Source organism: Klebsiella sp. C239, assembly GCF_048822715.1.
Classification (GTDB): domain Bacteria; phylum Pseudomonadota; class Gammaproteobacteria; order Enterobacterales; family Enterobacteriaceae; genus Klebsiella; species Klebsiella quasipneumoniae.
In genome coordinates this window covers 479867-493820 of record NZ_JBMEZK010000003.1, presented here as the reverse complement: position 1 = coordinate 493820, position 13954 = coordinate 479867, and the positions used below count along the sequence as shown (strand labels likewise).

Genomic DNA, 13954 nt, shown 5'->3' with positions numbered 1-13954 from the left:
TGAAATGATTATCGTGAAACGACTCTAATATGGAGCGTAATCCCTTCCACGGCGACCACTTCGACCTGACTGCCCGCGGCGAGGTCCTCGTCAGCCATCACCGGCCAGGAGCTGTCGCCCACGCGCACGTGGCCGCGGCCGTTTACCAGGGGGGTATCCAGCGTCAGACGGCGGCCAATCAGCTGTAGCCCGCGCTGGTTGAGTTGAGCATCGGCAGGACGCTGCAGTTTGACGCGCTTGCGCAGCCACTTCGACCACAGCCACGCCGCCAGCAGAGTGAGGACGGCAAACAGCGTGCCTTGCCATTCCCAGCTCAGCGGCAGGAGCCAGGTCAGGGCGCCGGTCACCACGCCGGCGACGCCGCTCCATAGCAGGTATCCGCTGCCGCCCAGCATCTCGGCCGCCAGCAGCAGCCCGCCGAGGCTAAGCCAGAACAGATGGGGGTGGGCGAGGATCATGTCGATCATGATTTTTTCCGATCGCCAGCGCCTTCTTTGATCAGCTCGCTGATCCCGGCGATCGATCCCATCAGGCTGCTGGCGTCCAGCGGCATCAGCACCACTTTACTGTTGTTGGCGGCGCCAATCTGCTGCAGCGCATCGGTGTATTTCTGCGCCACGAAGTAGTTGATCGCCTGAATATCGCCTGAGGCGATCGCCGAGGAGACCATCTGGGTGGCGCGGGCTTCCGCTTCAGCGGAACGCTCGCGGGCCTCCGCCTGCAGGAACGCGGACTGCCGCTCGCCCTCCGCCTTGAGGATCTGCGACTGCTTTTCCCCTTCCGCTTTCAGTATTTCCGCCTGACGCACCCCTTCGGCCTCGAGAATATAAGCGCGCTTGGTTCGTTCGGCTTTCATCTGAGCGTTCATCGAGGCGATAAGTTCCGCTGGTGGGCGAACGTCGCGAATTTCGACGCGGGTGATTTTCACCCCCCACGGGTTGGTGGCGTCGTCAACGATATGCAGCAGGCGGGTGTTAATGCTGTCGCGCTGGGAGAGCATTTCGTCCAGCTCCATCGAGCCGAGCACGGTACGGATGTTGGTCATCGTCAGGTTGACGATCGCCTGCTCAAGATTGCTGACCTCGTAGGCGGCCTTCGGCGCGTCAACCACCTGAATAAAGCAAACGGCGTCGATAGTGACGTTAGCGTTATCCCGGGAGATCACCTCCTGTGACGGGATGTCGAGCACCTGCTCCATCATGTTCACTTTGCGGCCGATGCGGTCCATAAACGGCACGACTAAGCTTAATCCCGGCTGCAGCGTCTGGGTAAAACGCCCGAAGCGCTCCACCGTCCACTGGTAGCCCTGCGGGACGATTTTCACCGCCGCGGCCACAATGACCAGCGCGACGAAAATAAGGATAGGAATAAAAATCAGCATCAAAAACCTCCTGTCTTGTTGCCTGGTGGGGCGCTACAAGGAAATAGCGCATGTTTAAATTGAGTATATCTTTCTCCTCATCCTGGAGAAAGGAAAGTGGGGTAAACTAGCGGTGTTTCAGAAAATAATCAGGAAGACTCATGAAGGAAAATAACGCGCTTTTGCGTCTCGAGGATGTGGGATTTAAGACCGACGACGCAGTTATTTTACATAATATCAACCTTCAGCTCAGACCCGGGGAATTCAAGTTGATTACCGGGCCTTCCGGCTGCGGGAAAAGCACCTTGCTGAAAATTATCGCCTCGCTGCTCAGCCCGACCTCCGGACGTCTGTTTTTCGACGATGCTGATGTCGCGACGCTGTCGCCGGAAAGGTATCGCCAGCAGGTCTCTTATTGTGCGCAGACGCCGGCGCTGTTCGGGGATTCGGTTTACGATAACCTGATTTTTCCGTGGCAGATCCGTAATAAACAACCGGATCCGCAGGCGCTGGTGGCCGATCTGCAGCGCTTTGGTCTTGGCGAAAATATGCTGGAAAAATCGATTAACGAACTGTCGGGCGGTGAAAAGCAGCGCGTATCGCTGATCCGCAATTTACAATTTCTGCCGCGCGTGCTGCTGCTGGACGAAATTACCAGCGCGCTGGATGACAGTAATAAACAGAATGTGAATGACATTATTCATGGCTACGCGACGGAAAAACAGGTCGCTGTTCTATGGGTCACTCACGATCGCAATGAAATTTCGCATGCCGATGAAGTAATTACGCTGCAACCTGCCGGCGGAAACATGCAGGAGGCACAGCATGAACGGGCATAACATTACGAACGAATCGCTGGCGCTGTCGATGGTGCTGGTGCTGATCGCTATTCTGGTGAGCTATCGGGAAAAGCTGGCGCTGGAAAAAGATATTCTCTGGAGCATCTGCCGGGCGATCGTGCAGCTGATTATCGTCGGCTATGTGCTGAAATATATCTTTAACGTCAACCATGCGGTTCTGACGCTGTTGATGGTGCTGTTTATCTGCTTTAACGCGGCGTGGAATGCCAAAAAGCGCAGTAAATATATCGATAAGGCGTTTGTCTCGTCATTTATCGCCATCACCACCGGCGCCGGGCTGACGCTGGCGGTGCTGGTGTTCTCCGGCTCGATAGCCTTCGTGCCGATGCAGGTGATCCCGATTGCCGGGATGGTGGCCGGGAACGCCATGGTGGCGGTGGGGCTGTGCTACAACAATATGGGCCAGCGCTTCAGCAGCGAGCAGCAGCAGATTCATGAGAAGCTCAGCCTCGGCGCGACGCCGAAGATGGCCTCGGCGCGGCTGATCCGCGACAGCATCCGCGCGTCATTGATTCCCACCGTCGATTCAGCGAAAACGGTCGGCCTGGTGAGTTTGCCAGGGATGATGTCGGGACTAATTTTTGCCGGTATTGACCCGGTGAAGGCGATTAAGTACCAGATCATGGTAACTTTTATGCTGCTGTCGACCGCCAGCCTGTCGACGATTATCGCCGGCTATCTGACCTACCGGAAATTCTTCAACGCCCGCCATCAGCTGGTGGTGACGCAGCTGAAAAAACGCCCGTGAACGATCCCGGGTTGCGGCGTTCACGCCTCACCCGGGTTGCTAAGGCTACGTTGCGCCTCGTTCGCATAGCCCGGATAAGCGCAGCGCTATCCGGGGCAGGCAACGAATTAGTACAGCAGCGAATAGAGCTGACGGCGGTATTTGGCGGCCAGCGCATCGCCCGTACCGAGGGCGGCGAGGATCTCCTGCAGCATCTTGCGCGCCTGGCCGTCGCCGGCGCCTAAATCCTTCTGCAGATGGCTGAACAGCAGCGCCAGCGCTTCTTCGTTACGCCCGACCTGATGCAGCTGTAGCGCCAGCTGGGAGGCCAGCAGCGCATCCTCCGGATTCTGTTCCACCTGCTGCTGCAGCTGCTGGATTTCCGGCGTGTCGGCGGCCTGTTTGAGCAGCTCAATCTGCGCCACCAGACCCTGATAGTGGGTATCCTGATCCTGCAGCGGGATGGTTTTCAGCACGCTTTCCGCTTCATCGGAACGGTGCAGGGCAATCAGCGTTTCCGCCAGCAGCAGGCCAATCTGGCTCTCCTGATTCGACAGCTGCCAGGCTTCCTTCAGCAGCGGCAGGGCTTCGGCGTATTTTTCTTCCTGCATCAGGGCCAGCGCCTGCTGAGCTTTCAGCTCCTCTTCACGGGGCAGGACTTTATCCAGCAGGGCGCGGATCGCTTCTTCCGGCTGCGGGCCTTCAAAACCGTCCACCGGCTGGCCGTTCTGGAACAGATAAACCGTAGGGATGGCGCGCAGACCAAACTGTGAAGCGAGCATCTGCTCAGCGTCGCAATCGACCTTCGCCAGCGTAAACTGGCCATTGTATTGCGCGGCCAGACGCTCAAGAACCGGGGTCAGCTGTTCGCAGTGCTGGCTGCGGGCAGACCAGAAGTAAAACAGCACCGGGACGTTCATAGACTGCTGTAGCGTCTGCTGCAGGTTCGCTTCGCTAATGTTGACAATATTCTGTTCGGACATGGGCATTTCTCGTTAGTCGATTTCTGTTTTACATGGGGGCGGCATTCCGCGCTTCAACTCAGCCGTGGATAATTTTGTCCATCGCGCGGGCTGGCAGCAGGCGTTTGAGCAGCGCCACCGCGTGGGTGACCAGGGTGACCGGGTAGCGCAGCTTTGGCTTATCGCTGGTAAAAGCGTGGCGCACTTTTTCCACCACCGCTTCCGGCCCGAGGGTAAAACGGGCGGCGATGCCCGGGTTTTCAACGGGCTTGTCGCTTTGCGTCTGGTTGACGTTATCGGTAAAGCGGGTGCGGATCGGGCCCGGTTCAATCAGGCTGACCTGAATACCGCTGTGGCGCAGCTCCATGCGCAGCGCATCGGACCATGCCTCAAGGGCATATTTGCTGGCGGCGTAGGCGCCGCGGCCGGGGCTGGCGATAAGCCCCATCACCGAGGAGGTCATCACGATGCGTCCTTCGCCGTGCGGGGTCATCGCCGGCAGCAGCAGCATGGTGAGCTGATGGGCGCCAAAAAAGTTGGCGGAAAACTGCTGTTCCATCTGCTGGCGGCTGATGGTGTTCAGCGGGCCATAGACGCCGTATCCGGCGTTATTGAACAAGCCGTAGAGACGATTATCGGTCAGCGCAATCACCTCCGCCGCCGCGCGCTCCACGCTCTGCGGGTCGTCCAGATCGAGCAAAATACCGGTTAGCCCCAGCTCCTGCATCCGCGCCACATCCTCCGCTTTGCGGCAGGCCGCCAGCACGCGAAAGCCCTCGCGGGTTAAATCCAGCGCGCTTTCCAGACCAATTCCGCTGGAACAGCCTGTCACTAAAACCGTTTTTTGCATAACTTTACCTGTCAGCGACCCCTGGCGTTCAGGAGTCATGATTAACTAAGGGAGCCAGCCGGTTCGCCATCCAGTCGGCGATAAACGGCTGCGCGTCGCGATTCGGGTGAATGCCGTCGTCCTGCATCCACTGGGGTTTCAGATACACCTCCTCCATAAAAAAGGGCAGGAGAGGAATAGCGAACTCTTTGGCCAGGGCCGGGTAAATCGCGCCGAAGGCTTCATTATAGCGGCGGCCATAGTTCGCCGGCAGGTGAATTTGCATCAGCAGCGGTTCGGCGTTGGCCGTTTTGATCGTCTGAATGATGGTGCGCAGCGTCTGCTCGGTCTGCTGCGGCGGAAAGCCGCGCAGCCCGTCGTTGCCGCCGAGCTCAACCAGCACCCAGCGCGGCTGATGCTGCTTAAGCAGCGCTGGCAGACGGGCCAGTCCCTGCTGGGAGGTATCGCCGCTGATGCTGGCGTTCACCACCGGCGTTTTCGCCTGCCACTTCTCATTGAGCAGCGCAGGCCACGCGGCGTTGGCCGCCATCCGATAGCCAGCGCTCAGGCTGTCGCCGAGGATCAGCAGCGTGTCCGCCGCCATCGCGCGGCAGGTAAACAGGAACAAAAACAGGAAAGGCACATGCCAGCGGAAAACATACTTGAAGTTCATCATCTTAAGAAGTCCGTCGGTCAGGGGGAGCATCAGCTCACCATCCTTACCGGAGTTGAGCTGGTTGTCAAACCGCGGCAGACCATCGCCCTGATCGGCGAGTCGGGCTCTGGTAAATCGACCCTGTTGGCGATCCTCGCCGGCCTGGACGATGGCAGCAGCGGGGAAGTATCGATGCTGGGCAAACCGCTGCATCGAATGGATGAGGAGGCGCGGGCGGCGCTGCGGGCGCAGCACGTCGGTTTTGTATTTCAGTCGTTTATGCTGATCCCAACGCTCAACGCCCTGGAGAACGTCGAGCTGCCGGCGCTGCTGCGCGGCGCCAGCGATAACCAGAGCCGAGGCGATGCCCGGGCGCTGCTTGAGCAGCTGGGACTTGGCAAACGCCTGCACCACCTGCCGGCGCAGCTCTCCGGCGGCGAACAGCAGCGGGTGGCGCTGGCCCGGGCCTTCAATGGGCGTCCGGCCATTCTGTTCGCCGATGAGCCCACCGGCAACCTCGATCGCCAGACCGGGGACAAAATTGCCGATCTGCTGTTCTCGCTTAATCGCGAACACGGCACCACCCTGATCCTCGTCACTCACGATCCGCTGCTGGCGGCGCGCTGCGACCGCCGTCTGCGCCTGGTGGATGGCCAGCTGCGGGAGGAAGCATGATCGCCCGCTGGTTCTGGCGCGAATGGCGCTCGCCGTCGCTGCTGATCGTCTGGCTGGCGTTAAGCCTCGCCGTGGCCTGCGTGCTGGCCCTGGGGTCGATAAGCGATCGAATGGAGAAAGGCCTCAGCCAGCAAAGCCGTGAGTTTATGGCGGGCGACCGGACGCTGCGCAGTTCGCGCGAGGTGCCCGCTGAGTGGATCGCGCAAGCGCGGAAGTCAGGGCTGAGCGTCGGCGAACAGCTGAGCTTCGCCACCATGACCTTTGCGGGCGATACGCCGCAGCTGGCGGACGTCAAGGCAGTGGATGACCGCTATCCGCTGTATGGCACTCTCGAGACGCAGCCGCCGGGGCTGAAGCCCCGGGCGGGCAGCGTCCTGCTGGCGCCAAGGCTGATGGCGCTGCTGAACCTGAAAACCGGCGATACGATTGACGTTGGCGACGCCACGCTGCGCATTGCCGGGGAAGTGATTCAGGAGCCGGATGCGGGGTTTAACCCCTTCCAGATGGCGCCGCGGCTGATGATGAATATGGCCGACGTGGCAAAGACCGGCGCCGTGCAGCCCGGCAGTCGCGTCGCATGGCGATATAAGTTCGCCGGCGACGCTGAACAGCTGGCCCGTTATGAGCAGTGGCTGCTGCCGAAACTCGGCCCGGAGCATCGCTGGATTGGTCTTGAACAGGACGACAGCGCGCTGGGCAAATCCCTCGAACGCTCGCAGCAATTCCTGTTGTTATCCGCGCTGTTGACGCTGCTGCTGGCCGTCGCGGCGGTGGCCGTGGCGATGGGCCACTACTGCCGCAGCCGCTACGATCTGGTCGCCATACTCAAGACGCTGGGCGCCGGACGGGCGCAGCTGCGCAAGCTGATTGTCGGTCAGTGGCTGCTGCTGCTGGCGCTGTCGGTGATAACCGGCGGGGTGGCGGGGCTGGCGCTGGAGCGCCTGCTGCTACTGGTGCTCAAACCGGTTCTGCCCGCCGCGCTCCCGCCGGCCAGCGGCTGGCCGTGGCTGTGGGCGGTGGGCGCGACCGGCGTGATTTCCCTGCTGGTGGGCCTGCGGCCGTATCGGCTGCTGCTGGCGACCCTGCCGCTGCGAGTGCTGCGCCAGGACGTGGTGGCCAGCGTCTGGCCGTTAAAAATCTGGATCCCGACGGTCAGCGCCGTGGTGGTGGGCCTGCTGGCGTGGCTGATGGGCGGCAGTCCGCTGCTGTGGTCAGTGCTGGCCGGGGCGGTGGTGCTGGCGTTGCTGTGCGGCCTGGTGGGCTGGGGATTGCTGTGGCTGCTCAAACGCCTGACGCTCAGAGCCTTGCCGCTGCGTCTGGCGGTGAATCGCCTGCTGCGCCAGCCGTGGTCGACCCTCAGCCAGCTGGCGGCGTTTTCCCTGTCATTTATGCTGCTGGCGCTCCTGCTGGTGCTGCGCGGCGATCTGCTCGACCGCTGGCAGCAGCAGCTGCCCCCGGAGAGCCCGAACTACTTCCTGATCAATATCGCCCCTGAGCAGATAATGCCGGTGAAGACCTTCCTCGCCGAACATCAGACGCGGGCGGCGGAATTCTATCCGATCGTCCGGGCTCGTCTGACGCAGATCAACGGCCAGTCCACGGACGGGAATAAAGACGAAGCGCTGAATCGCGAGCTTAATCTCACCTGGAGCGAACAGCGTCCGGATCATAATCCGCTGGTGGCCGGCAGCTGGCCGCCGAAGCCGGGCGAGGTATCGATTGAGGAGGGGCTGGCGCAGCGATTGGGAGTGACAATCGGCGATACGGTGACCTTTACCGGCGATACGCAGGAGTTCAGCGCGAAGGTGAGCAGCGTGCGCAAAGTCGACTGGGAGAGCCTGCGGCCAAACTTCTTCTTTATTTTCCCCACCGGGGCGCTGGACGGGCAGCCGCAGAGCTGGCTCACCAGCTTCCGCTGGGATAACGGTCCTGCGATGTTGACCCAGCTGAACCGCGAGTTTCCCACCGTCAGTCTGCTGGATATTGGCGCTATCCTGCGCCAGGTCGGCCAGGTGCTCTCCCAGGTCAGCCGGGCGCTGGAGGTGATGGTAGGCCTGGTGACGGCCTGCGGCGTGCTGCTGTTGCTGGCGCAGGTGCAGGTCGGTATGCGTCAGCGTCATCAGGAGCTGGTGGTCTGGCGCACGCTGGGGGCCGGGAAATCGCTGCTGCGCGCCACGCTGTGGGCGGAGTTTGCCCTGTTGGGGCTGGTCTCCGGCCTGGTGGCGGCGATAGGCGCCGAAGTGGCGCTGGCGATGCTGCAGACCAAAGTCTTTGATTTTCCCTGGGCGCCGGACTGGCGGCTGTGGGTGATGCTGCCGATGACGGGAGCGGTGTTGTTATCCCTGTGCGGCGGCGGGCTGGGGCTGCGTTTATTAAAAGGAAAAGCGCTATTCCGTCAGTTTAGCCAGTAAGAATATTACATGTTGATGATGCGCCGCCGTTTTTGGCGGCGCTTTTATTTTAAGCGCACAAATTGATAAATCATTGATTTTTAAGCGCACGAAACATTAAAAACCCAGCAACACGCTGTGCTGATTCGCGGTTAATATTCAACTGGAAAATATAAGGTTGCTTATTAATCAAGGAAAAACTATGGCACACACAATAAAAACGCTGGCGATCTCGATCGGCGCAGCATTAGCGTTAACGTCATTGGCTGCCCACGCGGAGATCACCCTGCTAAAACAGGATCCGCAGGCGGGGGATCCGTTAAGCCGGCTTAACTTTACCGTCGGCGGAAGTATCCGCCCGCAGTTCAATATGATGACCGGCGACGGGGATAAAGGCTCCTATAAGCGCAACGGTTTTGACGGCGGCACCCGCTTCCGTTTCGCCGCGGATTACTATCTGTTCGATGATATTAGCTGGATCAGCTACTACGAGCTGGGGGTGAATATTCCGGCGCTGTTCGACTGGGATAATCACTACGCGGAAGGGGCGAACAATACCACCCGCCGCATGCTGTATACCGGCCTGAAAAGCGATACCTGGGGGACGTTAACCTACGGTCAGCAAAACAGTGTTTACTATGATGTGGTCGGGGTGAAAACCGATATCTGGGACTACGATATGATTGCCCAGGCGCCGGGCAACGGTATTAACGGCGATTACGATGGCTCTTATCGTTCCCGTAATATGCTGAAATATAAGAAAACCGTTGGCGATGTCGATCTTTACGGCTCCTATCTGTTCGAAGACAGCGAATACCTGCCGGGTAATGGTCTGCGCTATAAACGTAAAGGCGGCGGTTCTGTTGGCGCGGACTACCACATCATGAAGGATCTGACCTGGGGGACCGCGTGGAACTACACCCGCGCCGAAATGCGCGACCCGTCAAGTTCCGACAGCAAAACCTATGACCAGAACATCGTCGGTACCGCGCTGAGCTGGACCCCGGATAACTGGACTTTCTCCTTTGGCGGCGGCTGGTATCAGAACTTCCTCACTACCAAAAAAACCGATGTCCATAATTACTTCGCCGGCGACGCCTGGGGGATTGAATATTTTGCGGGCTATAAATTCCCGATCAATCAATATGCCGTTAAATCTATTCAGCCGTACTTTATGGGCGACCGCCTGGAATATGTGAACGGCCGTAACTACCAGCGTATTGATAACGGTCTGGGGATCAGCTTCCAGCTGGATTATGGTTTCCGCGTTGACTACGAGCACGTGTTTACCTCCAGCACCGACAACCTGGGCGATATGAACCTGGTGCGTCTGCGCTACGACTTCTAAGCGGTAACCATTCCCCGGTGACGCTGCGCTTACCGGGGCTACAGGTTCACCGCCGTCTGCGGACCCGTAGCCCGGCTAAGGCGTTTACGCCGCAAGCCGGGACAAGAGAGGGTGTGATTACTCCGCCAGCCAGGCGGCAACTTCCTGCCAGCTGCCGCGGAAAATAATTTTCTCCGCTTTTTTGCCGAGCTGGTAGCGGTACATCGGATCGTAATACTCATTCAGCAGGGGAACCAGCCAGCTGAAGTGCGCTTCGGTGTCGGCGGTTCGCTGCTGTTCAAGCAGCGCTTCATCAAGCCTGGCGGTGAGCTGAGCAAAACGCTGCAGTCCCAGGCGACGGCGGATGGCGAACAGGCCGTGATGCAGATACTCGCCATATGCCTGCCAGCCTTTCTCTTCGCCATAGGCGGCGATAAAGTCGCGATACATGCGATCGAAATACTCCTCGCGCAGCCGTTCGAGGCGAACGTCAAACGGATCTTCCACCACCGCCAGCGGCGATTGCGCCATGCGGATGCGCAGGCACTCCGGCAGATGGTTGGCGCCGATCATGTGGCCTTCATCTTCCAGCACCCAGCGCGTCTGCTGTTCGGCTTTTTTGAGCAGGCTAACCGCCAGATGGTTTTCAAAGGTGGCCTGCGGATGCTGCGGCTGTAGCGTGCGGCCAAACGAAGAGCCGCGGTGGTGGGCATGGCCTTCCAGATCGATACCGTCCGGGCGCGAGCAAACCAGCTGGGTTTTGCCGTTGCCGGTACAGCCGCCAATCAGCACGATCGGTCGCTGTACCAGCGCGTCGGTGGCCTGGATCGCCGCCTGGCGCAGCGCTTTATGGCCGCCGACGATCAGGGGGTAATCCACACCAGCTTCTTTCAGCCACTGCTGGACGATATGCGAGCGCTGGCCGCCGCGAGCGCAGCACAGGAAACCGTGCGGGTAACGGGCGCACGCTTCCAGCCAGGCCTGGATCCGGCTGGCGCGCAGGTCGCCCTGGACCAGCTTATGGCCGAGCGCCAGCGCCGCTTCCGGCCCCTGGCGCTTGTAGCAGGTGCCGACCGCGGCGCGTTCTTCATCATTCATCAGCGGCAGGTTGATCGCCGCCGGCATCGCGCTTTGGCTAAACTCCACCGGGGCGCGCACGTCAATCAGTGGCGTATCGCTGGCGAGAATGGCGCGATAATCCGTCCCATTGGTCATGGGGTATCCTCTGAAGTCAAAACAGAAATGGGCTTTACAGCAAGGGGGGGGATTGTACGCGCCTCAAGGTGTGCCGGGGAAGGGGATAGATCAAATCCCCGGCACGAAGGGCTTAGCTGAGCTGCGCCTGCGCCCAGACGATACCGCTGGCGTATTCCGCTGGCAGCAGCGGCTTCAACGCTTCCAGTGTCGCGCTCAGACGGTCTGTATCGCTGTCGGTCAGGTTCAGGTGGCCGACTTTACGACCCGGGCGCACCTCTTTATCGTACCAGTGCAGGTGGACCAGCGGCAGCTTCAGCCAGTCGTAATTGAGATCGGTGCCGATCAGGTTGATCATCACCGACGGGCTGTTAACCACCGGCGGCGGCAGAGGAAGGTCGGTCATCGCTCGCAGATGCAGCTCAAACTGGCTGATGGAGGCGCCATTTTGCGTCCAGTGGCCGCTGTTGTGTACGCGCGGCGCCAGCTCGTTGATCAGCAGCCCCTCGGCGGTGACGAAGCACTCCATCGCCATCACGCCGACGTAGTTCAGCTCGTTCATGATCGCCGTCAGCATGCTTTCCGCTTGCTCCTGCTGGCGGGCATTGGCCTGCGGGAAGGCGACGCTGGCGCGCAGAATACCGTCCTGATGCAGGTTGCGGGTCAGCGGGTAGAAGACGGTGCTGCCGTCCTGGGCGCGGGCGCCTACCAGCGACACTTCGCCGGAGAAGTTAATCCCCTGCTCGACGATGCACTCGCCGTAGTTATCGTCCGGTAGCTGATCGATCTCGTTTTCCCGCAGACGCCACTGGCCGCGGCCGTCGTAGCCGCCGACGCGACGCTTAACGATCGCCAGTTCGCCAAGGCGGGCAAACACCGCCGGCCACTCGCTTTTATCCGCCAGCAGCTGCCACGGGGCAGTGGCGAGGCCCAGCTTATCGAACAGCTGCTTTTGCGTCAGGCGATCGGCGATAATCGGGAAGACGTCGCGGTTGACGAACGCCGGGTGGCGGGCCAGCTCGCGGGTGAGGGCGGTTTCCGGCCAGCGTTCAATTTCTGCGGTGATGACGCTCTGCTGGAACGGCACCGCTTCCGGATCGGCTTCCAGCCCCACCGGCCAGACGGCGATACCCAGCGGCTCGCCGGCCTGGCGCAGCATACGGCCTAACTGGCCGTTACCGAGCACGCATACCTGTTTCATGCCGCACCCCGCGGGTCCGGGTTATCCAGCACTTCATCGGTTTGCGCCTGACGCCAGGCGCTCAGGCGCTGGTGGAGTTCAGCATCATGCTGGGCGAGGATCTGCGCGGCGAGCAGACCGGCGTTTGCAGCCCCGGCTTTGCCGATGGCCAGGGTACCGACCGGAATACCGCGCGGCATCTGCACAATGGAGTAGAGGCTGTCGACACCGCTTAAGGCCGCGCTCTGAACCGGTACGCCGAGCACCGGCACCAGGGTTTTCGCCGCAATCATGCCCGGCAGATGCGCCGCGCCGCCTGCCCCTGCAATAATCACCTGATAACCGTGGCTTTCGGCGCTTTCAGCGAAGCTGAACAGCTTATCGGGCGTGCGATGGGCGGAGACCACTTCGACATGGTACGGAACGTTCAGGGCATCAAGGATTTCTGCGGTAAACTGCATGGTAGCCCAGTCGCTTTTGGACCCCATCACGATGGCGATACGCGCCGAATTATTGCGGGAAGACATGCGTCTTAAAACTCCTGTGGGTGTGTTTCACACTGCTTTAGAGGCCACAGAGAATAGCATGAACTGCCGGCAAGGAAAACGGTTGCGTGCGCATGGTTAGCCGTCTTTTGTCTCGCTTATCGAGGACGGCGATCGCGGCTTATCGACACTTCTCTCATTCATGATACAGGTGATAAGCAGCACGAGCCCCCAGGGGAGCATCAGGGTGCCCATCATCAGTAAAAAGATCTGTACTGACCGGCTCTCGTGAGGGCGGGTGCAGAGCAAATAAATGGCATAGAAATAGATGGCCCACGCCAGCAGGGCGCACCAGACAAACGTCAGCGTGTTGCCGAGAGTGACGCCGATTAAGGCGATATAGCTTATCCCTAACGGATTGAGGAGCGCGATGATCATTCCCCAGATCAGCGGCTGGCTCCACTTTTTCCTGTTCATGCTCGTTCCTTGAGAGTGATGTCGAGGAAGACTAGCATGCGGAATGCCGGGAGGCGCATACCTCCGCCCGGGCAAAAGGCGGTTTCGGAATTATGCTCGCGCAGGAATTAGAACGGGAAGTGGATGAGCTCCACGTCGTCCGGCGTCACCTTGACCATCGATCCTTCGCTGTGCCAGGCGCCGAGCACCACGCGCCATGCGGGCTGGCCGTTGGCCTGCAGGTTATGGACCGCCGGGCGATGGGTATGGCCGTGGATCAGCCACTGCACGTGATGCCGCTCCATCGCGTCAACCACCGCCTGCGGATTCACATCCATAATTTCCATTGATTTGCTGCTGTTGGCGGCTTTGCTGTCGGCGCGCATGCGGGCGGCGATACGGCGGCGGATAAACAGCGGCAGGGCCAGGAACAGACGCTGGATCCACGGGGTGTGGACTTTCGCGCGAAACGCCAGATAGCCCGGGTCATCGGTGCACAGCGTGTCGCCATGCATAATCAAGACTTCACGGCCATAGAGGTTCAGTCGCTCTTCTTCGGTGAGCAGGATCATCCCGCTCTGGCGGGCGAAGCGCTGGCCAACGAGAAAATCGCGGTTGCCGTGAATGAAGTAGCAGGGCACGCCGGCGTCGACGACGGCTTTGATTGCCGTAGCGATTTGCTGATGCAACGGGTTCGGATCGTCATCGCCGATCCATGCCTCGAACAGATCGCCAAGGATATACAGGGCGTCCGCCTGACGGGCATCCCCCTGTAAAAAACGCAGAAAACCGGCGGTGATCGCCGGTTCTTCTGTTTGCAGGTGCAAATCTGCAATAAAAAGTGTCGCCACGAA

The 13954-nt window shown here is 60.1% G+C and carries 16 protein-coding genes; 5 read left to right on the top strand and 11 right to left on the bottom strand.

Annotation, left to right across the window (positions count from 1 at the left end; all coding sequences use genetic code 11):
- Positions 1–8: 8 nt before the first annotated feature.
- Together ACOI6Z_RS11235 and ACOI6Z_RS11230 are read right to left on the bottom strand one after the other, a co-directional pair.
- A complete protein-coding gene (locus ACOI6Z_RS11235; protein WP_065812400.1) occupies positions 9–467 on the bottom strand; it encodes an NfeD family protein in 459 nt (152 codons plus the stop codon).
- Positions 464–1381, bottom strand: a complete 918-nt coding sequence (locus tag ACOI6Z_RS11230) for an SPFH domain-containing protein (protein WP_004204723.1) — start codon at positions 1379–1381, stop codon at positions 464–466. Before ACOI6Z_RS11230 ends, ACOI6Z_RS11235 begins: the two co-directional genes overlap by 4 nt.
- Positions 1382–1521: 140 nt before the next feature.
- On the opposite strand from ACOI6Z_RS11230, the gene fetA reads away from it, so the two are divergent.
- Both fetA and fetB read left to right on the top strand, forming a co-directional pair.
- Complete coding sequence (gene fetA, locus ACOI6Z_RS11225) at positions 1522–2199, top strand: iron efflux ABC transporter ATP-binding subunit FetA (RefSeq protein ID WP_023288661.1); 678 nt, start codon at positions 1522–1524, stop codon at positions 2197–2199.
- On the top strand, positions 2186–2968 hold the full coding sequence (gene fetB, locus ACOI6Z_RS11220; RefSeq protein WP_065812401.1) for an iron efflux ABC transporter permease subunit FetB: 783 nt from the start codon (positions 2186–2188) through the stop codon (positions 2966–2968). The genes fetA and fetB overlap by 14 nt, the downstream gene beginning before the upstream one ends.
- Before the next feature lie 107 nt (positions 2969–3075).
- Here fetB and ACOI6Z_RS11215 read toward each other — a convergent pair whose 3' ends face one another.
- From ACOI6Z_RS11215 to tesA, 3 genes are read right to left on the bottom strand one after another with little or no spacing between them, the layout of a single operon-like run.
- Positions 3076–3930 carry a co-chaperone YbbN gene (locus ACOI6Z_RS11215; protein ID WP_065812402.1) on the bottom strand — a complete coding sequence of 285 codons (855 nt, stop codon included), beginning with the start codon at positions 3928–3930 and terminating at the stop codon, positions 3076–3078.
- A gap of 58 nt (positions 3931–3988) precedes the next feature.
- Positions 3989–4798 (bottom strand): SDR family oxidoreductase, encoded by an 810-nt coding sequence (locus tag ACOI6Z_RS11210; RefSeq protein WP_072096484.1) that lies wholly within the window; start codon positions 4796–4798, stop codon positions 3989–3991.
- Positions 4788–5411, bottom strand: coding sequence for a multifunctional acyl-CoA thioesterase I/protease I/lysophospholipase L1 (tesA, locus tag ACOI6Z_RS11205; protein WP_049014639.1), 624 nt, complete (start codon positions 5409–5411; stop codon positions 4788–4790). Before tesA ends, ACOI6Z_RS11210 begins: the two co-directional genes overlap by 11 nt.
- Here tesA and ybbA point away from each other — a divergent pair.
- Together ybbA and ybbP are read left to right on the top strand one after the other, a co-directional pair.
- A complete protein-coding gene (gene ybbA / locus ACOI6Z_RS11200; RefSeq protein ID WP_065812403.1) occupies positions 5382–6068 on the top strand; it encodes a putative ABC transporter ATP-binding protein YbbA in 687 nt (228 codons plus the stop codon). The genes tesA and ybbA overlap by 30 nt on opposite strands.
- Complete coding sequence (gene ybbP, locus ACOI6Z_RS11195; protein ID WP_023288666.1) at positions 6065–8479, top strand: putative ABC transporter permease subunit YbbP; 2415 nt, start codon at positions 6065–6067, stop codon at positions 8477–8479. Before ybbA ends, ybbP begins: the two co-directional genes overlap by 4 nt.
- Here the strand turns inward: ybbP and ACOI6Z_RS11190 are convergent.
- Positions 8456–8569 (bottom strand): hypothetical protein, encoded by a 114-nt coding sequence (locus tag ACOI6Z_RS11190; RefSeq protein ID WP_048296901.1) that lies wholly within the window; start codon positions 8567–8569, stop codon positions 8456–8458. The two genes, ybbP and ACOI6Z_RS11190, sit on opposite strands and share 24 nt — an antisense overlap.
- 91 nt (positions 8570–8660) lie before the next feature.
- Between ACOI6Z_RS11190 and ACOI6Z_RS11185 the strand changes: the two genes are divergently transcribed.
- Positions 8661–9806, top strand: coding sequence for a porin (locus ACOI6Z_RS11185; RefSeq protein ID WP_023288667.1), 1146 nt, complete (start codon positions 8661–8663; stop codon positions 9804–9806).
- A gap of 117 nt (positions 9807–9923) precedes the next feature.
- Here ACOI6Z_RS11185 and mnmH read toward each other — a convergent pair whose 3' ends face one another.
- The 5 genes from mnmH to lpxH form a co-directional block, all read right to left on the bottom strand.
- Positions 9924–11000 carry a tRNA 2-selenouridine(34) synthase MnmH gene (gene mnmH / locus ACOI6Z_RS11180; RefSeq protein ID WP_065812404.1) on the bottom strand — a complete coding sequence of 359 codons (1077 nt, stop codon included), beginning with the start codon at positions 10998–11000 and terminating at the stop codon, positions 9924–9926.
- A gap of 112 nt (positions 11001–11112) precedes the next feature.
- Positions 11113–12180, bottom strand: a complete 1068-nt coding sequence (gene purK / locus ACOI6Z_RS11175) for a 5-(carboxyamino)imidazole ribonucleotide synthase (RefSeq protein WP_065812405.1) — start codon at positions 12178–12180, stop codon at positions 11113–11115.
- Positions 12177–12686, bottom strand: a complete 510-nt coding sequence (purE, locus tag ACOI6Z_RS11170; protein WP_004151322.1) for a 5-(carboxyamino)imidazole ribonucleotide mutase — start codon at positions 12684–12686, stop codon at positions 12177–12179. The genes purK and purE overlap by 4 nt, the downstream gene beginning before the upstream one ends.
- 96 nt (positions 12687–12782) lie before the next feature.
- Positions 12783–13121 carry a hypothetical protein gene (locus ACOI6Z_RS11165; protein WP_065812406.1) on the bottom strand — a complete coding sequence of 113 codons (339 nt, stop codon included), beginning with the start codon at positions 13119–13121 and terminating at the stop codon, positions 12783–12785.
- A 107-nt stretch (positions 13122–13228) separates the two neighbouring features.
- The gene (gene lpxH / locus ACOI6Z_RS11160; protein ID WP_065812407.1) at positions 13229–13951 is read right to left on the bottom strand and encodes a UDP-2,3-diacylglucosamine diphosphatase; all 723 of its coding nucleotides are present in this window, start codon (positions 13949–13951) and stop codon (positions 13229–13231) included.
- Between the last annotated feature and the right edge of the window lie 3 nt (positions 13952–13954).